The organism is Candidatus Marivariicella sp. (genome assembly GCF_983056325.1).
Genome location: NZ_CEZOWA010000001.1, coordinates 13,513 through 35,944, shown reverse-complemented (window position 1 = coordinate 35,944; position 22,432 = coordinate 13,513). Strand labels below are relative to the sequence as shown.

Annotated in this window: 21 protein-coding genes; 7 read left to right on the top strand and 14 right to left on the bottom strand. The window is 29.7% G+C overall.

The features are described 5' to 3' along the window. Positions 1-18 precede the first annotated feature (18 nt). From AC3ATN_RS00180 to AC3ATN_RS00135, 10 genes are all read right to left on the bottom strand, one after another. Entirely contained in the window at positions 19-999 is a 981-nt protein-coding gene (locus AC3ATN_RS00180) for a polyprenyl synthetase family protein (protein ID WP_487531163.1), read from the bottom strand. Positions 1,000-1,031: 32 nt separating this feature from the next. Next, complete coding sequence (gene rlmN, locus AC3ATN_RS00175; RefSeq protein ID WP_487531162.1) at positions 1,032-2,093, bottom strand: dual-specificity RNA methyltransferase RlmN; 1,062 nt, start codon at positions 2,091-2,093, stop codon at positions 1,032-1,034. A gap of 5 nt (positions 2,094-2,098) precedes the next feature. Next, the gene (queA, locus tag AC3ATN_RS00170) at positions 2,099-3,148 is read right to left on the bottom strand and encodes a tRNA preQ1(34) S-adenosylmethionine ribosyltransferase-isomerase QueA (RefSeq protein ID WP_487531161.1); all 1,050 of its coding nucleotides are present in this window, start codon (positions 3,146-3,148) and stop codon (positions 2,099-2,101) included. Between the two features lie 63 nt (positions 3,149-3,211). Continuing rightward, positions 3,212-4,438 carry a 3-phosphoshikimate 1-carboxyvinyltransferase gene (aroA, locus tag AC3ATN_RS00165; RefSeq protein ID WP_487531160.1) on the bottom strand — a complete coding sequence of 409 codons (1,227 nt, stop codon included), beginning with the start codon at positions 4,436-4,438 and terminating at the stop codon, positions 3,212-3,214. Beyond that, complete coding sequence (locus AC3ATN_RS00160; protein WP_487531159.1) at positions 4,439-4,768, bottom strand: nucleotide pyrophosphohydrolase; 330 nt, start codon at positions 4,766-4,768, stop codon at positions 4,439-4,441. It abuts the gene before it with no gap. Positions 4,769-4,771: 3 nt separating this feature from the next. Beyond that, a complete protein-coding gene (locus tag AC3ATN_RS00155; RefSeq protein WP_487531158.1) occupies positions 4,772-5,467 on the bottom strand; it encodes a YjjG family noncanonical pyrimidine nucleotidase in 696 nt (231 codons plus the stop codon). After that, positions 5,464-6,756 carry a DUF7033 domain-containing protein gene (locus AC3ATN_RS00150; protein WP_487531157.1) on the bottom strand — a complete coding sequence of 431 codons (1,293 nt, stop codon included), beginning with the start codon at positions 6,754-6,756 and terminating at the stop codon, positions 5,464-5,466. The genes AC3ATN_RS00155 and AC3ATN_RS00150 overlap by 4 nt, the downstream gene beginning before the upstream one ends. 50 nt (positions 6,757-6,806) lie before the next feature. Then, the gene (locus AC3ATN_RS00145) at positions 6,807-7,718 is read right to left on the bottom strand and encodes a Mur ligase family protein (protein WP_487531156.1); all 912 of its coding nucleotides are present in this window, start codon (positions 7,716-7,718) and stop codon (positions 6,807-6,809) included. A gap of 7 nt (positions 7,719-7,725) precedes the next feature. Further along, entirely contained in the window at positions 7,726-8,733 is a 1,008-nt protein-coding gene (gene obgE / locus AC3ATN_RS00140; RefSeq protein ID WP_487531155.1) for a GTPase ObgE, read from the bottom strand. Beyond that, a complete protein-coding gene (locus tag AC3ATN_RS00135; RefSeq protein ID WP_487531154.1) occupies positions 8,734-9,309 on the bottom strand; it encodes an adenylate kinase in 576 nt (191 codons plus the stop codon). A 90-nt stretch (positions 9,310-9,399) separates the two neighbouring features. Here AC3ATN_RS00135 and AC3ATN_RS00130 point away from each other — a divergent pair, with 90 nt between their 5' ends. Genes AC3ATN_RS00130 through AC3ATN_RS00120 form a run of 3 tightly spaced genes read left to right on the top strand, consistent with a single transcriptional unit; the run spans position 9,400 to position 13,070 of the window. Next, complete coding sequence (locus tag AC3ATN_RS00130; protein ID WP_487531153.1) at positions 9,400-10,554, top strand: 5-(carboxyamino)imidazole ribonucleotide synthase; 1,155 nt, start codon at positions 9,400-9,402, stop codon at positions 10,552-10,554. Between the two features lies 1 nt (position 10,555). After that, on the top strand, positions 10,556-11,041 hold the full coding sequence (purE, locus tag AC3ATN_RS00125) for a 5-(carboxyamino)imidazole ribonucleotide mutase (protein WP_487531152.1): 486 nt from the start codon (positions 10,556-10,558) through the stop codon (positions 11,039-11,041). A gap of 1 nt (position 11,042) precedes the next feature. After that, positions 11,043-13,070: a M3 family metallopeptidase gene (locus AC3ATN_RS00120; RefSeq protein ID WP_487531151.1), complete on the top strand. Its 2,028-nt coding sequence runs from the start codon at positions 11,043-11,045 to the stop codon at positions 13,068-13,070. Here the strand turns inward: AC3ATN_RS00120 and AC3ATN_RS00115 are convergent. After that, complete coding sequence (locus AC3ATN_RS00115; protein ID WP_487531150.1) at positions 13,039-13,854, bottom strand: hypothetical protein; 816 nt, start codon at positions 13,852-13,854, stop codon at positions 13,039-13,041. The two genes, AC3ATN_RS00120 and AC3ATN_RS00115, sit on opposite strands and share 32 nt — an antisense overlap. Before the next feature lie 119 nt (positions 13,855-13,973). Between AC3ATN_RS00115 and gcvP the strand changes: the two genes are divergently transcribed. The 4 genes from gcvP (at position 13,974) to AC3ATN_RS00095 (ending at position 19,542) form a co-directional block, all read left to right on the top strand. Continuing rightward, positions 13,974-16,823 carry an aminomethyl-transferring glycine dehydrogenase gene (gcvP, locus tag AC3ATN_RS00110; RefSeq protein WP_487531149.1) on the top strand — a complete coding sequence of 950 codons (2,850 nt, stop codon included), beginning with the start codon at positions 13,974-13,976 and terminating at the stop codon, positions 16,821-16,823. Between the two features lie 113 nt (positions 16,824-16,936). Next, entirely contained in the window at positions 16,937-17,995 is a 1,059-nt protein-coding gene (locus AC3ATN_RS00105; protein WP_487531147.1) for a 3-oxoacyl-ACP synthase III family protein, read from the top strand. Positions 17,996-18,043: 48 nt separating this feature from the next. Further along, positions 18,044-18,781: an MlaE family ABC transporter permease gene (locus AC3ATN_RS00100; protein ID WP_487531146.1), complete on the top strand. Its 738-nt coding sequence runs from the start codon at positions 18,044-18,046 to the stop codon at positions 18,779-18,781. Further along, on the top strand, positions 18,781-19,542 hold the full coding sequence (locus AC3ATN_RS00095; RefSeq protein WP_487531144.1) for an ABC transporter ATP-binding protein: 762 nt from the start codon (positions 18,781-18,783) through the stop codon (positions 19,540-19,542). The genes AC3ATN_RS00100 and AC3ATN_RS00095 overlap by 1 nt, the downstream gene beginning before the upstream one ends. Here AC3ATN_RS00095 and AC3ATN_RS00090 read toward each other — a convergent pair. From AC3ATN_RS00090 to AC3ATN_RS00080, 3 genes are read right to left on the bottom strand one after another with little or no spacing between them, the layout of a single operon-like run. Next, positions 19,539-20,144, bottom strand: coding sequence for a SprT-like domain-containing protein (locus AC3ATN_RS00090; protein ID WP_487531143.1), 606 nt, complete (start codon positions 20,142-20,144; stop codon positions 19,539-19,541). The genes AC3ATN_RS00095 and AC3ATN_RS00090 overlap by 4 nt on opposite strands. Continuing rightward, complete coding sequence (locus AC3ATN_RS00085) at positions 20,144-20,827, bottom strand: SDR family NAD(P)-dependent oxidoreductase (protein WP_487531142.1); 684 nt, start codon at positions 20,825-20,827, stop codon at positions 20,144-20,146. The genes AC3ATN_RS00090 and AC3ATN_RS00085 overlap by 1 nt, the downstream gene beginning before the upstream one ends. Continuing rightward, positions 20,828-22,432, bottom strand: a complete 1,605-nt coding sequence (locus AC3ATN_RS00080; RefSeq protein WP_487531141.1) for a dihydrolipoyl dehydrogenase family protein — start codon at positions 22,430-22,432, stop codon at positions 20,828-20,830.

Here is a 22,432-nt window from a genome sequence, read left to right as displayed (position 1 = left end):
GTATAAAAAGAATATTATTTATAATTTTCTCTCAACAACATAATTAACCATCAATTCTAAAGAATCGCGATACATGCTTTTTGGAAAATTATTTAAAACTTTAAGAGCTTTGTTTTTATAGGAATACATGGTTTCAGAAGCATACTTAACTCCTCCTAGTTCAACAACTTTATCAATAAGATTTTTTACGCTTTTTTTATCGTTATTTTTATTTTTAACAACATTAATAATCCACTTTTTATCTTTTTTATCTGCAATGTTTATCGAGTAAATAAGTGGCAATGTTAATTTTTTTTCTTTAATATCGATACCTGTTGGCTTCCCTATTTTTGATTCTCCATAATCAAAAAGATCATCCTTGATCTGAAAAGCAATACCTATAAACTCTCCAAACTGATATAAATCATCAACCTGTTTTTTAGAACTCGTAACAGACTTTGCTCCTATTGCGCAACATGCTGCTAACAAAGATGCTGTTTTTTGTTTAATTATCTTGAAGTAGACCTCTTCAGTTATGTTTAGTTTTCTTGATTTCTCAAGTTGCAATAATTCGCCTTGACTTATTTCTTTTACAGCTACAGAGATTATTTTTAATAAATCAAAATCTTCATTTTCAATAGAAAGAAGTAATCCTTTAGATAAGAGATAATCTCCAACTAAAACAGCTATTTTATTTTTCCAAAGAGCGTTTATAGAAAAAAAGCCTCTTCGCAAATTACTATCATCGACTATGTCGTCATGGACCAGTGTTGCCGTATGAATTAATTCGATCACAGAAGCTCCTCTGTATGTTCGTTCATCTACTCTATTTTCCTTAGAAACTAGTTTTGCACAAAGAAAAACAAACATAGGGCGCATTTGTTTCCCCTTTCTCTTCACAATAAAATGCGTTATGCGGTTTAGGAGTGCAACTTTAGACAACATGGATTCTGAAAATTTTTTTTCAAATAGTTCCATCTCCTTGTAAATTGGTAACTTAATTTGCTCTGATACTTTCATTTTTCAAATATAAACCATAAAATAAACTTAAATCAAACTATCGAAAGTTCATTGGTTTTATTTGAAAGCTGACCACAAGCAGCATCAATATCTTGACCCCTTGAACGTCTTATAGTGGCGGTGATATTTGCTTTTTCTAGGGAGTATTTGTATTCGTTTATTTTTTCATCAGAGGCTTGAATAAATTTTGAATCTCCAATGGAATTATATTGAATTAAGTTTACTTTTGAAGGAACTCGTTTGCAGAAACTAATTAAAGCAACAATATCTTCATATTGGTCGTTGATTCCTTTCCAAATAACATACTCAAAAGTAATAGGCTTTTTGGTCTTTTTAAACCAATATAGTAATGAATCCATTAAGTCATGAAGAGGAAATTTTTTTGTAAATGGCATTATTTCTTCTCTTATTGACTGTCTAGCGCTATGTAAAGATATAGCTAGGCCAAATTTAACTTGATCATCAGCTAATTTTTTTATCATTTTAGGAATTCCTGATGTTGATAAAATAATTCTACGAGGGGACATCGCTAAACTATCTGGGTTGGTGATTTTTTTTATTGCTAATAAAACATTTTTGTAATTCATTAATGGTTCACCCATACCCATGAAAACAATATTTGTTAAAGTTCTTTTGTAATAAAGCATGCTTTGTTTTTCTATTGCAACAACTTGATCATATATTTCATCTGGATTAAGGTTTCTCATTCGTTTAAGAAGAGATGTGGCGCAAAACAAACAATCTAAACTACATCCGACTTGAGAGGAAACACAAGCAGTAATTCTTTTTTTAGTTGGAATTAAAACTGATTCTACAGATAGCCCATCATGGAGTCTGATAGAGTTTTTTATTGTTCCATCTTTACTTTTTTGCTGAAGGTCAATTGAAATATTATTAATGACAAATTTTTCTTCTAAAATTGATCGAATAGATTTAGATAAATTAGTCATTTCTCCAAAAGAAGTAGCACTAATTTTCCAGAGCCAATTGTATACTTGTTTTGCACGAAAAACTTTTTCTCCAATACTTTCGAAAAAAAGTATTAACTCGTCTAATGAAAGAGCTCTAATATCTTGTTTAAATCGACTTTTCATTTATCTTAAATTATAAGCATAGCATCCCCATAAGATGAAAATCTGTATTTTTCTTTCTTTGCAACATTATACGCATTCATCACCATATCATGATCTGCAAATGCTGAAACCATCATGAGAAGAGTAGATTTTGATGTATGAAAGTTTGTTATCATAGAATTTGCAATTGAAAACTTGTGCGGAGGAAAAAGGAATTTATGAGTCCAACCATCGTGAGGTTTTAGAGTCTGAATAGATGAAACTGAGCTTTCAAGACCTCTCATTGATGTAGTTCCAACTGCACAGATACGTTTCTTTCTTTTCAAAGCATCATTAACAAGATTAACGGCTTCACCTTTTATAATCAACTCTTCAGAATCCATCTTGTGCTTGGAGAGATCTTCAACTTCAACCGGATTAAATGTACCTAATCCAACATGAAGTGTTAATTCTGCAAAATTAATACCTTTTATTTCTAATCTTTTTAAAAGATGCTTCGAAAAATGAAGTCCTGCAGTTGGTGCCGCTACCGCCCCTTCATGTTTTGCATAAATAGTTTGATATCTTTCTTTATCTTCTTTTTCAACAGGTCGGTTTATATATTTTGGAAGTGGAGTTTGACCTAAATCACTTAGTTTTGATCTAAATTCAGAATAAGTCCCATCGAATAAAAAACGTAAGGTCCTGCCTCTTGAGGTAGTATTATCAATAACCTCAGCAACAAGTGATTCATCTTCACCAAAATATAACTTATTTCCAATTCTTATTTTTCTAGCTGGATCTACCAAAACATCCCACAAACGTTGATCTGTATTAAGTTCTCTTAGTAAAAAAACTTCAATCCTAGCCCCTGTCTTTTCTTTATTACCGAACAATCTAGCCGGAAAAACTTTTGTGTTGTTAAAAACAAAAACGTCATCCTCATCGAAATAGTTAATTACATCTTTAAACGTATTATGTTCAATACTTCCATCACTTCTATTCAAAACCATTAACCGAGACTCGTCTCGATTTTTAGTTGGATGCTGAGCAATAAAAGAGTCAGGGAGTTCAAAATCAAAACTAGATAATTTCATTATTTTATAATTTTAAATGCAAATATACTATGCAGCGGGAGGCAAAGTCAAGTAAAATTCAAATTATATTTGAAAATTTTGAAATCCAATTTTCTCTATATCATTCCAAAAACTAGGATATGATTTATTCACGACCGAAGCGTCTTCAATCAATAAAGGAGTTTTAATGGCTAAAGGAGCAAACGCCATTGCCATTCGGTGATCCTCATATGTAGATATTTTAATGTTTGCATTTACCATTTTTGATGATTTAATATGAATGCTTTCATTTGTTACATTGACGTCAGCCCCAAGCTTTGTGAGCTCATTTTTTATGGCATTCAAACGATCAGTCTCTTTTATTTTAAGTGTATGTAATCCAAATAACTCACAATCAATACCTAGTCCAAAACAAGTTACTGCGATAGTTTGTGCGAGATCAGGTGAGTTTATTAAATCTAAAGAAATTAGCTTTGGATATTTAAAATTAGATATTTTTTTAATAATTAAAGAATTTTTTTTAAACTCAGAGCTAACTCCGAGTTTTAAAAAAATATCTAATAAACAGGAATCCCCTTGTAAAGAATTTTTATTGTAACTATTTAACGTGATTATAGATTTTTTTGATAACGCAGCTATACTATAAAAGTAAGAAGCAGAACTCCAATCAGATTCAATCGTTAATGTTTGATCAATTACAAATTTCTTGTTACTAATTATTATTTTTCTATTTTGAAATTCAACTTTTACACCAATATTCTTCAGAAGAGACTCGGTCATTTTAATATATGGCAATGATGAGATTTTACCTGACAACTCAATAGTGAGACCTTCTGACAATTTTGGGGCTACTAACATCAAAGCGGAAATATACTGACTACTTGTGGTTGCTGATAATTTAACAAGATTATTTTTAGGAATTAATCCTTTAATCTGTATTGGAGGAAAACCCTCTAATTTTATGTAGTTTATTATTGCTCCTAAATCTCTCAGGGCGTCAATTAAAATTTTAATTGGTCGATTCTGCATTCGATTAGATCCAGTCAAAATAATTTTACTTTTTGGTTTAAATGCAAAGTAAGCACTCAAAAATCTCATTGCAGTTCCAGCATGATGAATATCAATCACCTCATCCTTAGACTCTAACGCACTAATAATTGCGTTTGTATCATCAGAATTAGATATATTTTTTAGTTTTATATTTGGATAAATTGCCTGAAGTAAAAGCATTCTATTCGATTCACTTTTAGAACCAGTAATAGAAATTTTTCCTGAAAAATTATTAGGTTTATAAAATAACTGGAGATTCATTTATTGATTCAATTTTTTATTGCTGAAGTGTCGTTTATTATCCCTTTTTGATTTTAATTTGAGTTTATCATCAAATGATTTCTGCAAATCAATCTCTGTCTGGTTGGCAAGACACATAATTACAAAAATAACATCGGCTAATTCCTCTCCCAAATCTTTAGTTTTATCTTCTTCTTTTTCACTTTGCTCACCATATCTTCTTGAAATTATTCTAGCAACCTCACCGACCTCCTCCGTTAATTGAGCCATATTTGTTAAAACATCGAAATACCTTACACCGTATTTAGAAATCCATTCATCAACTTTTTTTTGAGAGTTTTTAATATCCATTTTTTATTTAAATAAATTATATAATTCCTTTATGGAATATACAATATTACATTTTTCGTGTTTAGGTTCATTTGTTGAATTAAAATGAATTGCATTCATTCCCACGTTAAGAGCTCCCATTATATCAGCAATTAAATTATCACCAATCATTACACAATCTTCAGGATTTTTATTAACAACCTTGAGGGCATGAAAAAAAATTTTACTGCTGGGTTTTTTCGCTAGCGCATTTTCTGGATTAATAATTTTATCAAAATAAGGAAGAAGTTTTGAATGTTTTAATTTTTCATACTGAACTTCTTCAAATCCATTTGTAATAATATGTAAATTATATTTAGTTTTTAGAAATATTAATAGATCTATAACTCCGTCAAATAAAAAAGATTGAGTTGGAAGTGTTTTAATATATTCTTCTGAAATTTCATCAATAATTTTTTTATTATAATTAAATTTTAATGCTTGAAAAGTTTTTTCCAAACGAATGGTTCTTAGGTCTTCAGCACTTATTATGTCATTACTATATTGATCCCAATACTTATAATTAATAGGAACATATAATTTTATAAATTTTAAATGAGAAAATGGAAAATTTCTTTTACTAAAAATATTTTTAAACGTTAAATACGAATTTCTCTCAAAATCCCACAATGTATGATCTAAGTCGAAAAAAATTGTATTTATTTTATTTAGAGAAATCATAATTCATCAATGTATTTAATTAACGATGAACGCCACAATAAATTTTCTTTTGATTTTGAAAAAAAATAGGGGGTGAAAACAAAATAAAATATTGAATTATTGAGGGGAAGTTCTGAATGAATACGTCTTAGCTTTTCAAAAGCATGCTTTATGGGTAGTTTTCTCAGAGCTTTCTCAGTAACCGCTATAGGATGAATCTTTAGTGGGCTTTGAACTTCATTAATTAGATCATAATAATAAAATGGGATTGAAGTACTTGCTCTATATCCAAGTTGGTCATCATAACCCATACTAAAATCATCTGAAACCTCATTTAAAACTAGCATTGGATAAATTTCTGAGATTGATAAAATTCCATAATTAAGTCTTACTTTTTGAGTAGTCCTGTGAATTAGTTTTGTTAAATTAAACATTTCACTTTTTAAAACTTTTATTTTTTTTTGAGCGAAAAATGAGACTAGCAAATTAAGAGAAATTTTGTCAGATATATTTTTAATCAAAAGTTTATGAGGTAAACTGTAAATTGAAATTGCTCCAATATCATAACTGTGCTGAGTAAATCTAAAAAAGCTTGTAATGTCAATTTTAATATTTTTAAACTGATTAATTATAAAATCATACTCCAAAAGAGGGTCTGTCCTAATTCGAAATATTACGTAAAATTGGTTAATTAACATTTTGAAATTTAAATTCCATATTGAATTTAATGCTTGATTAAATGACGATATTACTGATTTATGCTTAAACATATATGGCTCTGAAACTTCAAGAATAGGAAATATTTTTTTATTTTTTATTGGGTCATTAATTGTAATTTGAAAATTCTTAATTAATATTTTTTTTAACTCAACAACCCAAATATCAATGAGAGGCTTATCTAAAAAGTTGTTTTTAAAAGCTACACTTTCTTTAAATTTGTATCTTCCTTTAAAATCTTTCAAATGAGGTAAATATTCTTCGTAGCGACTTATCAAATAAAAAGTTGCGGCAAAAACATCAAATGACATTGCTGAATTATCATTTACTTGAAAAAAAACAGGGTACTTACTTGTATGTGAGATGTTAATTGTGTGATCTTGAATTCCTTGATCAATTAAAAGTTTGGTTGAATAAAAAAATAATTCATTTCCTAAAGGTTTGTTGGAGTATGATAGCTTGGGTCCATTATGAGAAACAAAATCTGCTACAGACATTGTTAATTCTACTTCTAATTTAAGCATTCTTATAAAAATATGCTTAAAAACGTAACTTATTCTTGAAGTTATTTTAGGAGTATAAACTAAAAGCATAAAACATCTCTTTAATTAGCACTAAAATAAACATTTACTCACATTAATTATCACCCACGATAGCTAATTATAGCCTCATAAAAATCTGAATGATCGATACCAATAAGTTGACACAACCATATTGCTCCTCCAAGATTAATTAAACTATAATCATTATGGTTTTTTATTGGATAGTTCCCTTCTTCTGTCTCAAGAGTAACAATCCCATTTATAATTTCACTTTTAATATTGGAATAACTTTCTTTTCTAATTGTGTGAATTGATTCATTTACCAAAGTATTTATTTCTTGATCATTTATATTATGAATTAGGGTGCCACCGGGAATAATATTATCTATTAATGCGTTAAAATACTTTTTATAACTCTCAAAAGAAGGATATGTTTTAATATACTTCCAAAACACACAGGTTATTAAGACTACATGAGGATTGAAAAATTGGTCTTTTGAAAATTCATTTATTTCTGGTAAAATATTTTCATTTCCTTCAATAATTATAAAATCATTCTCTTTTGATAAGCTAATTAGGGATTCTATGCCTGAAATTTTCTTATTAATAATATGATCTACAGAAAAATTATGAAATTTTAAAACATGCATAACAATTGATATTACTGATGTTTTCCCATATGTTCCTGCAACTAGAACCCTTGTCTTCTCGGTACATAAATAATTTATAAATTGTTGGAGAGAAAATATTTTAATATTTAAAAGTTTAGCTCTTAAAAGCTCAGGATTATTATTCTCAACTTTTGTCCCCAAAACAACACAATCAATATTTTTAGTTATTTGTTCTGGATGCCACTCCTCATTAAAACTTATATCATTTTTAATTAAGTCTTCTTTAAAATCATGTGAAATTTTTTTGTCACTAATTGATAAATGGTAATCGATTTTTTTAGAGGCAATTAAAAGACTAACTGTGATGGTGTCTTGAATCGAAATAAAGTGAATTTTTTTCAATTAAAAATTAATTTATCCCATTTAAAAGTTTCCAAAGGCCATCCTTGAGGCTATCTAAACCTTTATTTGAAATGGATGAAATTAGAAAGTATGGAGTGTTTTTAAAACAGTTCTTCATCTCAAGTGTGAACTCCTCCCTTAATTCGTCGTCTAATAAATCACATTTAGTTAATGCAATTGCAAAATCTTTATCCAACAACTCTGGATTATATTCATTTAACTCCGCAGTAAGAATTTCAAAATCTTTTTTAACATCTTTTGAATCACATGGAATCATAAATAATAAAATAGAATTTCTTTCAATATGTCTTAAGAAATAGTGTCCTAAACCCTTTCCTTTCCCAGCACCTTCAATTATTCCTGGAATATCAGCCATTACAAAAGATCTAAAATCTCGATATGGAACAATCCCTAAATTTGGCTTTAATGTTGTAAATTCATAATCAGCAATTTTTGGCTTTGCACCTGTAACAGAAGCTAATAGTGTTGATTTTCCTGCATTAGGGAAACCAACTAAACCAACATCTGCCAAAACTTTAAGCTCAAGAGTTACAGCAAGCTCCTTTCCTTTTTGACCTGGTTGTGCGTATCTTGGCGTTTGCCTTGTTGAAGATTTGAAATGCCAATTACCAAGACCACCCAGACCTCCTTCTAGGAGAATAACTTCCTGTTTATTTTTTGTTATCTCAAAAAGTATTTCGTTTGTTATTGAATTTTTAAAAACTGTACCAAAAGGAACCTCAATATAAATATCCACTCCTTGAGCTCCAGAACTCCTATTCTTACTTCCATGGGCTCCGTGTCCTGCTGAAAAATGACGTTTAAATTTAAAATTATATAATGTCCATAAATTAGAGTTAGCTTTAACTATAACATGTCCCCCTCTACCTCCATCTCCTCCATCTGGTCCACCTTTAGTTATGAATTTCTCTCTATGAAGATGAATAGATCCCTTTCCACCATTTCCAGAATCTACATTTAACTTTACATAGTCAACAAAATTACCTTCTGTCATTTATTTGATTTTTTTCATCAAACTAGCCAATCGATACTTTATTTCAGTAATGGTTCCTAAACCGTTAATTGTATATAATTTATCAGCGGACTTATAATATTTTTTTAAAGGCAATGTCTTAGTATTGTACTCATTGAAACGATTACGAATTTTATCAACATCTTGATCATCAGATCTTCCACTTAAATGCCCTCTTTTAATTAATCTATCTACTAAAACAGAATCCTCAACTTCCAAAGAAATAGTGGCTCTTATATTCATTTTAATTGATTCGAGAAAAGAGTCTAATTCCTTAGCTTGGGATATTGTTCTTGGAAAACCGTCAAAAATAAAACCATTAATGTTATGGTTTACATTAACCTGATTTTTAAGCATTTCAATTGTAATATTATCAGGAACTAAATCTCCTCTGTCAATATATGTTTGAGCTAGTAAACCTAATTTAGTTTTATTTTTAATATTATTACGAAATAAGTCACCGGTAGAAATATGGATTAAATTATAGTTTTTTTTTAAAAATTCTGCTTGTGTTCCTTTTCCAGAACCGGGCTTACCGAATAATATAAGATTAATCATATAACATAATATTAATGTCAAATATACCCAATTTGTTTGGCAATTTTCAATTCACCAAAAGATATACGTATTTTTGTTAAAAATGATAGAATGGATTTTTTTTCAACAAATAAAAGGCTTGGAATTTTAGGTGGGGGGCAACTTGGAAAAATGTTACTTTATAATACTAGGAAATGGGATATAAAAACATATGTACTTGACTCTAGTGATTATGCTCCAGCAAGACTAGCATGTGATGAGTTTGTAAAAGGAGATTTAATGAATTATCAAGATGTAGTTGATTTTGGAGAAAAAGTTGATATACTAACCATTGAAATTGAAAACATTAATGTAAAAGCACTTTACTATTTGAAGAAAAAAGGGGTTAAAGTATATCCTCAACCTGAAATAATTGAAATAATACAAAACAAATCTTTACAAAAGGAATTCTATTTAAAAAATGATATTCCAACTTCAAAGTTTGATAATTTCTCAGATTTAGAAGATTTAAAAAATGCTATTTCTAAAGGAGATATTTCTTTTCCATTTGTTTGGAAAGCATCAAAAATGGGCTACGATGGATATGGGGTTTCCATAATGAAAAGCATTAAAGATTTGGAAAGTATTAAAAATTGTGATTGTATTGTGGAGGAGTTAATTCATTTCAAAAATGAATTATCAGTAATTGTGGCGAGAAATGAACGAGGAGAAGCTAAAGAATATCCTGTCGTAGAAATGGAATTTCACCCAACGACTAATCAAGTAGAATACGTAATTTGTCCAGCTCGAATTTCAAAAGAGATAGAGGAAAAGGCAAAAAAAGTTGCTTTAGATGTTTCTGAAAAATATAATCATATTGGTCTACTGGCTGTTGAAATGTTTTTAACCGAAACAGGAGATATTTTAGTCAACGAAGTTGCCCCAAGACCCCATAATTCAGGTCACTTAACAATTGAATCATCATACACAAGCCAGTTTGAACAACATATTAGATCAATTTTAAATCTACCTTTAGGTAATAGTGATAATAAAGTTTCAGGTGTTATGGTAAATCTTGTTGGTATGGAAGATCACACTGGGCCTGTTATTTATAAAAATATTGATAAAATTCTTGCAATAAAGGGAGTAACACCTCATATTTATGGGAAAAAAGAAACTCGGCCACACAGAAAAATGGGACATGTATCCATAGTTAATGAAAATTTAAATAAGGCAAGGCAAATTGCAGAACAAGTAAAATCAATAATTAAAGTAATCTCTAAATAAAATGGAAAAAGTAGGAATTATAATGGGTAGCAAGTCTGACCTTCCGGTAATGAAAGAAGCAATTGAAATTTTAAAGATATTTAAAATAAGTACTGAGGTAGATATAGTATCAGCACATAGAACCCCATTAAAACTAATGGAATATGGAACTAATGCTCACAAAAGAGGGTTAAAGGTTATTATTGCAGGGGCTGGGGGCGCAGCTCATCTTCCTGGAATGATAGCTTCATTAAGCCCTTTGCCTGTGATTGGAGTTCCAATAAAATCCCGCAACTCAATTGACGGATGGGATTCAGTTTTATCTATTCTTCAAATGCCCGGGGGAGTTCCCGTAGCTACAGTTGCTTTAGATGGTTCGAAAAATGCAGGAATCTTGGCTGCTCAAATTATTGGTGTCGACTCAAAAGAAATTCAAGAAAAAATAATTAATTACAAAAAAGAATTATCTCAAAAGATAATTGATAGTTCCAAAAATATAAAAATATAAATTGCGAAATCCTCTTTTAGAAGAATTTAAGACTCCTTTTAAGTCAACTCCTTTTTCAAAAATATCTTCAAAAAATTTTTTTGAAGCTATAAAAAAAAACATTAGTGACTCGATTTCATTAATTAAGTCGTTAGTGGATCATGAAGGTACCCCAACTTTTGACAATACATTAAATAGTTTACAAGAATCCACTTCACTTTTAGGAAGAAATACAAGTTTATTATATAATTTAAATGCCGCTAATACTTCTTTTGAATTACAAAAAGTCACTCAAAAAATTTCTCCTATATTAAGTAAGTACAAAAATGATATTTTACTAAATAAAAAGCTTTTTGAAAGAATTAAGTATGTTTATATAAATCGTGACAAGTCAAAATTAACTTCAGAACAATTAGTATTATTGAAAAAAGAATATGATAGTTTTGTTAGAAATGGTGCGTTACTGTCAAAAAAAGAAAAAAAAGAATTAAGGAATATTGATGAAAAATTATCTTTAAAGTCACTTTCTTTTGGTGAAAAAATATTAGCAGAGACTAATAATTATTTACTTCACATAAAAGAAGAGAAAGAACTAAAGGGACTTCCAGATTCGTCTATAATTCATGCTAAATTAGTTGCAGAAAACAAAAACTTAAAAGGATGGGTTTTCACTTTAGATGCACCAAGCTATATCCCTTTTATTACATTTTCAGAGGTTAGGAGTTTACGAAAAAAAATTTCTATGGCTTATGGAAGTAGAGGTTTTAACGAAAACGACAATAATACAGTTTTATTAATCCAAGATATGATAAAACTAAGACATCAAAGGTCAAAGATACTTGGTTACAGGTCTCATGCTGATTTTGTTATTAAAGACAGAATGTCACTGACCGTAGAAAACACTAATAATTTTATTAATGAATTATATAAAAAATCTCTTCCTTTTGCTGAAAATGAATGGAAAGAGTTAGAGCTATTTTCCAAGCAAAACTTAGGTATTGATGTTATAGAAAAGTGGGACGTTGCCTTTGCAACTGAAAAATTAAAAAAAACATATTTAAAAATCGATGAACTTGAAATAAAAAAATATTTTTCTCTAAATAATGTTATTGAAGGTTTATTCGAAATCATAAATAAACTTTACGGTTTAGAATTCAAAGTTAATAATGAAATAGATGTTTACTCCAATGAGGTAAAAGTCTATGAAATATATGATAGAAATAAAAAATTTAAATCATTACTTTATTTGGATTTACACTCAAGAGAAGCAAAAAGAGGCGGAGCATGGATGACAAGTTATGTTGGTCAAAAAACAAACCAAAGACCTCATGTTTCAGTAGTTTGTAATTTTCCAAATTCCAGTATAGGAATACCTAATTTAATTAGTTTTCAAGATGTGACCACCCTTTTTCATGAATTTGGACATGCACTTCACGGTATTTTAGCTAATACTGTTTATGAAAGTCTAAGTGGAACAAATGTTTTATGGGATTTTGTAGAACTCCCAAGTCAGATAATGGAAAACTGGTGCTACGAGGAAGAGGCGTTAAATCTTTTTGGTAAACATTTTAAAACTAATAAACTAATTCCTAAATCGTTAGTGAAAAAAATAAAGGCTATAAGACAATTTCAACAAGGACTTCAAACTTTAAGACAATTAGGATTTGCATCACTCGACATGAGCTTGCACTCAATGCTCAGTAATAAAATTAAAAATATAAAAAAACATGAAGATTTCATTTTAGATAAATTTCATTTTATAAAACCCTACAAAAATCAATGTTTTAGTACTTCATTTAGTCATATTTTTCAAGGAGGTTATTCCGCAGGCTATTACAGCTATAAGTGGTCGGAGGTTCTAGATGCTGATGCATTTGAATTATTTAAAGAAAAAGGGATTTTTAATGCTAAAGTTGCAAAAAAATTTGAAAATCATATTTTATCAAAAGGAGGAACAAAACATCCAATGAAACTATATAAAAGTTTTAGAGGAAAAGAACCTGATCCCGAGGCAATAATTAGAAGATCTGGATTAGAAATAACAAAATAAAATACCAAATTATAGGGATTCCTTCAACCCAAAATCTTGCAAAGTTTAAACCATTGTTTACCGACGAAATAATCAGAGCATACGACAATATAAAATAAATGAAAGATTCAACAAGTTTATAAATCAAATCAATTTCAATAAAAAAATAAAGTAAACAAGTATTTAAACACAATAGTATAAGACCCAAAAGTTTTGTTTTAAAAACACCAAACCTTTGAGGTAAAGTTCCAATTAGGTGTTGATCAAATTTGATATCTCTAATTTCAAATGGAATTGTCGCAACTAAAACAAAAATAAAACGCTGAAACCCCATAATAATAATTTGAAAAGGTTCAATATTTTTGATTTCACTTATCAAAGAAAAATAACTAACCAAGGTCCATGTAATAGCAACTAAAAATATCTTTAGACCACTATAGTTTCTCAAATTTGTTTTAAAGGGCACAATTGGTAATAAATAAAGAATGACTAAACTTAAACTTATAATAAAAATAAATTGTGTAAATAAATCAATATTTAAAAAACACCACATACCTAATATCAAACAAATAAAAGTAATACTAAAGTTTTTTTTTGAAATCAGTTTTCTGTTATTAATAAAAACATATCCGTACTTAATTATATTGTATCCAACTAATGTAGAGGTGAATACCAGACCCCCTAAATATGGAGTTTCATCAGTTTTAGTGTAAATACAAGATATTTTATATAAAGTCCAAACTGCAATTGAGACATGTAAACTACTACGAAGATAAAACTCAAAAAACGTTTTTAAAATTTTCATTTAGTAAATCTAATCAAAGAGTTATTTTAATTTATTTTTTAGTTGAAAAAAAATTAAAATTGTTATTGATATCTAAATAAATAATTCAAATTTTGAACTATTTTTGAAAAAAATAAACAATGAATACAGATCTTTTTGAATCAAGACATATTGGACCAAATTCTAATGAAACAGATAGGATGTTAAAATCTTTAGGCGTTCAAAGTATAGGAGAATTAATTAATGAAACTATTCCAAAAAGTATTCAATTAAAAAAGCCACTAAATCTTCCAGATGGAATAAGTGAAAGTTCTTTTTTAAAGCATATAAGAGAGGTTGGTGATAAAAATAAAATATTTCAAACATATATAGGTCTGGGTTATAATCCAGCCATAACTCCCGCTGTTATTCAACGAAACATATTAGAAAATCCAGGATGGTATACTGCATATACTCCTTATCAGGCAGAAATTGCTCAAGGAAGACTGGAAGCATTATTTAATTTTCAAACTGTAATATGTGAACTTACAGGAATGGAGTTGGCCAATGCATCTTTACTAGATGAAAGCACATCTGCAGCAGAAGCAATGACAATGTTGTTCAGTTTTTTTAACTCAAAAATTAAAAAAACCGGTGCAAATAAATTTTTTGTTCATGACCAAGTTCTCCCACAAACGTTATCTGTATTAAATACAAGAGCTACTCCTCTTAAAATAGAAATTGTTATTGGCAATCCAGAAACATTTGAGTTTACAGACGAATTTTATGGTGCTTTAATTCAGTGTCCAGGAAAGCATGGTGAAATAGTTAACCTTCCTGAAATAACAAAAAAACTAAAAGCAAAAGACATTAAATGTATTGTTGCAGCTGATATATTCAGTCTTATTTTATTGGAAGGACCTGGTTCTTACGATGTTGATGTAGTTGTAGGTACAACTCAACGTTTTGGTATTCCACTTGGTTACGGGGGTCCACATGCAGCTTTTTTTGCTACTAAAAGTATTTACAAAAGGAGTATTCCTGGAAGAATTATTGGTCAAACAAAAGATACTGACGGTAATCCAGCCCTAAGGATGGCACTACAAACAAGAGAACAACACATCAAAAGAGATCGAGCTACTTCTAATATATGTACAGCGCAAGTTTTATTAGCGGTAATGGCTGGGATGTATGCGGTTTATCATGGGCCTGATGGATTAAAGTTTATTGCAAATAAAATACATGCAAACACAAAAAAACTCGAAGGAAAATTAAAAAGTATTGGAATTAGTCAATTAAATAAATTTTATTTCGATACTCTTAAACTTAATGTCAAATCCAAAAAAATTAAAATCATTGCCGAAGAACATAAAATCAACTTAAATTATATTGATGATGAAACTGTTTCAGTTTCAATAAATGAAGAAACTGGTGAAAATGAATTAGTAGATTTATTCAAAATATTTAGTAAATATAAAAATATTAAAGAAAAGGGAAGTAATAATGTGCAAATTAGAATTCCTGCAATAATGAGTAGAACAAAAAAGTTTATGGTTCATTCGGTTTTTAATTCATATCACTCTGAGACAGCATTGATGAGGTATATTAAAAAACTAGAACTAAAAGATTTGGCTCTAAATCATTCCATGATTTCACTTGGATCCTGTACAATGAAACTAAATGCTGCAGCTGAAATGCTGCCTTTGAGTTCGCCTAATTGGAATAATATTCATCCATTTGCACCAAATAATCAAGCTAGAGGGTATCATGAGGTTTTAGAAGCTTTAATACACCAATTAAACGAAATCACTGGCTTTCATGCAACATCTATTCAGCCAAATTCTGGAGCTCAAGGAGAGTATGCAGGTTTAATGGTTATTAGGGCCTATCATCTTTCAAGAAATGATGACCATCGAAATATTTGCCTAATTCCTGCTTCAGCACATGGAACTAATCCTGCATCAGCAGTAATGGCAGGAATGAAAGTTGTGGTTGTAAATACAGATGAAAATGGAAATATTGATTGGAATGATATCAAAGAAAAAGCTGAATATCATAAAGATAATTTAGCTGCTTTAATGATTACATACCCCTCTACTCACGGTGTCTTTGAGGGACATATAAAAAAAATAACAAAACTCATTCATGATTGTGGCGGACAAGTTTACATGGATGGTGCAAACATGAATGCTCAAGTGGGCTTAACAAGTCCAGGTATAATTGGAGCTGACGTTTGTCACTTAAACTTACATAAAACTTTTGCAATTCCTCACGGTGGGGGAGGTCCTGGAGTAGGTCCTATATGCGTAGCTGAGCACCTTTGTGAATTCTTACCTTCAAATCCTATAATAAAAACAGGAGGTGATAAAGCCATAAACGCTATAGCTGGTGCTCCATGGGGATCTGCTTTAGCCTGTATAATCTCTTATGGTTATATAAAAATGCTTGGAAAAAATGGATTAAAAAGATCAACAGAAATTGCTATTCTAAATGCAAATTATATAAAAAAATCTCTTGAAGGTGCATATGAAGTTTTGTATTCGGGAGAAAATGGAAGAGCGGCTCATGAACTAATAATTGACTGCAGAGAGTTTAAAAAGAAAGGGGTTGAAGTAGTTGATATAGCTAAGAGATTAATGGATTACGGTTTTCATGCTCCTACAGTCTCTTTTCCAGTAGCTGGAACAATGATGATTGAGCCAACAGAAAGTGAAAATTTAGACGAAATTGATCGGTTTTGTAAAGCAATGATTTCCATTAGATTAGAAATTGAAAGTGATAATTCTTATGGTATAGATATCCTTAAAAACGCTCCTCATACCCTATCAATGATTACTAGTGATGATTGGCCATTCAAATATTCAAGAAAGAAGGCTGCTTTTCCTCTAGATTTTGTTGAGGAAAACAAGTTTTGGCCCAGAGTCAGGAGAGTTGATGAAGCCTTTGGGGATCGTAATTTAATTTGTAGCTGTATTCCTTTAAATGAATATGAAGACATTGAAAATCAATAGAATAAATAATAATAATCTGCTAATAACTAACTATAAAAAAAAATGAATATTACATTTAATGTATTTTTAATTGAGTTAGTAAATACAAATTATAATAGTATTGTTTTTATATTATGAATTCAAAAATAATCGGAACTGGAAGTTATATTCCATCAAAAATAAAGCTTAATAATGATTTTTCAGGAAATTCATTTTTAGATACTGAAGGAAAAGAAATTCAGTCCAAAAATGAAGAAATTATCCAAAAGTTTCAATCAATTACGGGTATAAAAGAAAGAAAATATATTACTCAAGATCTGAATTCTTCTGACATCGCAGCAAAAGCTTCTTCAAATGCTATAAAATCTTCCTCAATTGATCCAGAAACTATAGATTATATAATTTTAGCTCATAATATTGGTGATGTTAGTCATGATTCAAATCAAGTTGATGCTATGCCTTCCCTTGCTTCAAGAGTTAAGTCAAAACTTAAAATACAAAATCCTAATTGTGTTGCTTACGACATATTATTTGGTTGTCCTGGATGGTTAGAAGGTGTTATTCAAGCGAATGCCTTCATAAGGTCGGGGATTGCAAAACGATGTTTGGTTGTCGGTTCAGAAACTTTATCTCGAGTTATTGATTCAAATGATCGAGATGGAATGATTTTTGCCGATGGAGCTGGGGCTGTAATTCTTGAACTTTCGAACCAAAAAGATGGAGTTCTGAGTCATAAAACAGTCACATATACAAACAATAATGAAGTAAACTACATATATTTTGGAAAATCAAATAGCTTAAATTCTGATAATACGAAGTACATTAAAATGCAAGGAAGAAAAGTGTATGAGTTTGCTCTTAGTAAAGTGCCAGATGCAATGAAAAAATGCTATGATGATTCTGGATATAACATAAAAAGTTTAAAAAAAATATTTATACATCAAGCTAACAAAAAAATGGATGAGGCAATTATAAAACGTTTTTTTAAGCTGTATAATAGTAAAGTTCCTGAAAATATTTTACCTATGAATATAGAGTTATTCGGTAATAGTTCTACCGCCACGATTCCAACTCTTCTGGATCTAGTTATAAAAGAAAAATATAATGATCATGAATTAAAAAAAGGAGATATTATACTTTTTGCTAGTGTTGGTGCGGGAATGAATATAAATGCGGTTACTTACCAATATTAGGTTTTTTTATCACATTTAGTTTTTCCTTTTTGTAATTTTACTCAACTTATGAAAATTATAATAAAAATTGGAAGCTACTTTTTAATGCTTCAAAAGGTTTTTGGGAAATTCACTAAGTGGTCTGTTCTAAAGCCATTAATTTTTAAAGATATAGATGTCTTAATTATTGGTTCACTAGGGATTGTTAGTGTTATATCATTTTTTGTTGGTGGTGTTGTCGCTATTCAAACAGCTCTAAACCTTGACAATCCATTGATTCCAAGAAACCTTATAGGTTATGCAACAAGACAGTCCGTGATTTTAGAATTTGCACCTACTTTTATTTCTATAATTATGGCAGGAAAAGCAGGATCATACATAACCTCAAGTATTGGATCAATGAGAGTTACTGAACAAATAGATGCTCTTGAAGTCATGGGAGTCAACACTTATAACTACCTTATATTCCCTAAAATAATTGCTTTATTACTCTACCCTTTTGTTATTACAATATCAATGTTTTTAGGAATTTTTGGAGGCTATACTGCAATTGTATTTGGAGGGCTTAGTTCTAGTGCAGTTTTTCTCGAGGGTGTTCAAATGGATTTTATTCCCTTTCATATTCAATATGCTTTTATTAAAACAGTTCTATTTTCTTTTTTTTTAGCAACAATACCTGCATATCACGGTTATTATTTAAAAGGCGGGGCTTTACAAGTCGGGAAAGCTAGTACTACATCATTTGTATGGACATCCATAGTTATAATTTTAGCTAATTTCATAATAACTCAACTAGTACTTGCTTAATGATAATTGTAAAAAACATATTTAAGGCATTTGAAAAAACAACTATATTAAAAAATATAAGCACTTCATTTGAAAAAGGAAAAACAAATCTAATCATTGGACAAAGTGGATCTGGAAAAACAGTATTATTAAAATGTTTATTAGGGCTTCATAAGCCTGAGAAAGGAAAAATATTTTTTGATAATAATTCGCTCACAGATATGAAAATCAAACAAAGAAGAATTCTTAGACAAGAAATGGGTACTGTATTTCAAGGAAGTGCTCTTTTTGATTCTATGAATGTAGAGGAAAACATAATGTTTCCTATGAAAATGTTTGCTGATAAAAACGAGGATGAATTATTATACCGAGCAAATGAAGTTATTAAGAGAGTTGATTTAACAAATTCTAATTATAAAATGCCTTCAGAACTATCAGGAGGTATGCAAAAAAGAGTTGCAATAGCTAGAGCAATTGTTATGAATCCAAAGTTTTTATTTTGTGATGAACCTAATTCAGGGTTGGACCCAAAGACTTCAATTATAATTGACAACTTAATTCAAGAAATCACCAAAGAGTATAATATTACCACAGTAATCAATACTCACGATATGAACTCTGTTATGGAGATTGGAGAAAATATTATTTTCCTTAAAGATGGAGAAAAACAATGGGAAGGATCTAATCAAGAAATTTTCAAAACTGAAAACAAACAATTTATTGATTTTGTTTATTCATCAGAAATATTAAAAAAAGCTAGAAAAGCTCTGAAAAATAATTAATTTAAGACGCATTCTACCTCAGCTATTGGACTGAAGAGATATTTTCTATTAGAAGACTTTTCTTGACATTCAAAACGCTTTCTAAGTCTTCGCCCTTTTTTAAAAATTCGACCATTGTATATTTGAAAATATTTGCCTTCGGGAATATTAAAGACATAAATTTTATCATTATTTTCAAGAGAATCTAAAGCTATTACTAATTTAGTATCTGAATCAGATGAGGCTTTAGGATTAATAAAATGTTTTTTTAAGACGGGTATAATTATTTCTGGAAAAACATATGAATTGATGAGTGGAGTCATTAAGTCTCGATATATTTTTTTCCATTCAACTCCATGTGGCCTTATATTCTTACCGTAAACCTTAAATGCAACTAAGTGTGAAACTTCATGAATTAAGGTTATTAAAAATCGATGAGGACTAAGGTTAGAATTAATTGAAATTTGTTCAAAACCATTAAAATAAAATCTATAGTCTCCATGTTTAGAAAATCTTTTCTTGGAAATTATGAATCTTGCCGGGTATTTCTTAATGTATTTGGCTACTATTGAATGTGCTTGTGTAGGAATAAAATCAAATATAGTTTTAGACTGTTTATCCATCAAGGAGTTGATAAAGAAATTGGAATTATTTTTCCATTATAAAGTTCATGTCCTGAAATTGAAAAGTCTAATATATAGGATGCCATTTTTTTTGCTGAAATATTTGATTGATAACCAGGAAAAGCTTTTTCTAGCATTTCAGTTTGAACTGCTCCTAAAGCTAAAACATTAAACGATGGACCAGATTCACTATACTCCTCGGCTAATAATTCTGTTAATGTTATTAAAGCTCCTTTACTGCTAGAGTATGCAGAAAGTCCTGAAAATTTTGAACTACCCTGAACTCCTCCCATGCTACTTATATTTACAACATGACTTTTTTTGGTCATCAATGGTAAACACGAACGAGTAATAGATACAACCCCAAAAAAATTTACATTAAATACATCTTTAAAAGTTTCATTAGAAGTTTCTTCAAAAGCAGAATTAACTAGTAAACCAGCATTATTTATCAATATATCTAATTTTATATTTTGTTGGATAAGTTTATTAACAAAAGACTGTATTAAATCATCTTTAGTTATATCAACCGAATAAGAGTCTACTGCAGTAATTGATTTTAACTTATTTATATTTCTTGATACTGCAATAACTTTATGCCCATGAGAAGAAGCTGTTTTTGCAATTTCGAAGCCAATACCATTATTAGCTCCAGTAATTAAAATAGTTTTTTTATTTTCCATTTATAATAAAATTCCAACTGGGTTTTCTATAAAGTTTCTTAGTGTTTTAAGAAATGCTGAACCAGTAGCACCATCAACTGTCCTATGATCACATGCAAGTGTAAGTTTCATTGTATTACCTACCACAATTTCACCATCCTTAACAACTGGTTTTTGAATTATAGCTCCAACAGATAAAATTGCAGAATTAGGCTGATTTATTATGGAGGTGAATTCAGAAATACCAAACATACCAAGATTAGAAATTGTAAAGGTACTTCCGTCCATCTCTGTAGGTGTTATTTTTTTGGATCTTGCTCGAGTCGCCATATCTTTAACAATATCACGTATTTGTTCCAAGCTTTTTTCATTTGCAAATTTCACAACTGGAACAACAAGTCCCTCATCAACAGCTACAGCAACCCCAACATGTACATGATTATAATGAACAGTCTTTTCATCATACCATCTGGAATTAACTTCTGGATGTAGTTTAAGTGCTTTTGCAGATGCTTTAATAATTAGATCATTGAATGAGATTTTTGAACCTGTTGAATTGTTATGCTGGATTCTAAATGATATCATATTTTCCATATCAAATTCAACTCCTAAATAATAGTGAGGCGCAGAAAATTTTGACTGAGAAAGTCTTTTAGCAATTGTTTTACGCATTTGACTATTAGCAAATTCAACTAATGACTCTTCTTCAAACGACTTTAAATTTTGGTATTCAGTAATATTGTCTTTTTTGAAATTTTCAATATCTCTTTTAATAATTCTTCCGTTATCACCGGTTCCAGTTATATGAGAAATTTGAACTCCTTTTTCAATAGCCATTTTTTTAGCTAAAGGAGAAGCAATAATTCTTCCATTATTAGGATTTATTGAGTTTGCACCTTTGATTTGTTGTTCATTATTGGAAATAGTCTCATTTATGGGTTTTTCTTCCTTAATTGTTTTTACCAAATCATTTTGAATATTTGATTCTTTCCTTGAGTTTAATGATAATAATACTTTATCTACATCCACATCTTTATCTCCAATAATGGCAAGAATTGAGTCAACAAGAGCAGACTCCCCTTCTTGAACACCAATATGGAGTAAATGTCCAGAATAAAAAGATTCAAACTCCATAGTTGCCTTATCTGTCTCAATTTCAGCTAAAATATCTCCTTCAACAACAACATCACCTACTTTTTTATTCCAAGAAGCCACAACACCTTCTTCCATAGTATCACTTAATCTTGGCATATTAATAATCTCTATGTTTTGATTGGGTTTTGTAATTGAATTTGTATCTGTATCAATTATTTCTTCTGATTTAATGTTGTCATCCTTAGGTGAAGTTTGTTCGTTAGATTCAATAAGGTAACCAGATATATCTTCATCTTTATTACCTATAATAGCAAGTAAACTATCTACAGGTGCTGTTTCTCCTTCATTAATTCCAATATGGAGGAGTTGACCTTCATAAAAAGCTTCAAATTCCATTGTTGCCTTATCTGTCTCAATTTCAGCTAAAATATCTCCCTCTTTTACAATGTCTCCAACTTTTTTAAACCATTTTGCTACAGTGCCCTCTTCCATGGTATCACTTAGGCGAGGCATGTTTATAATTTCAGGCAT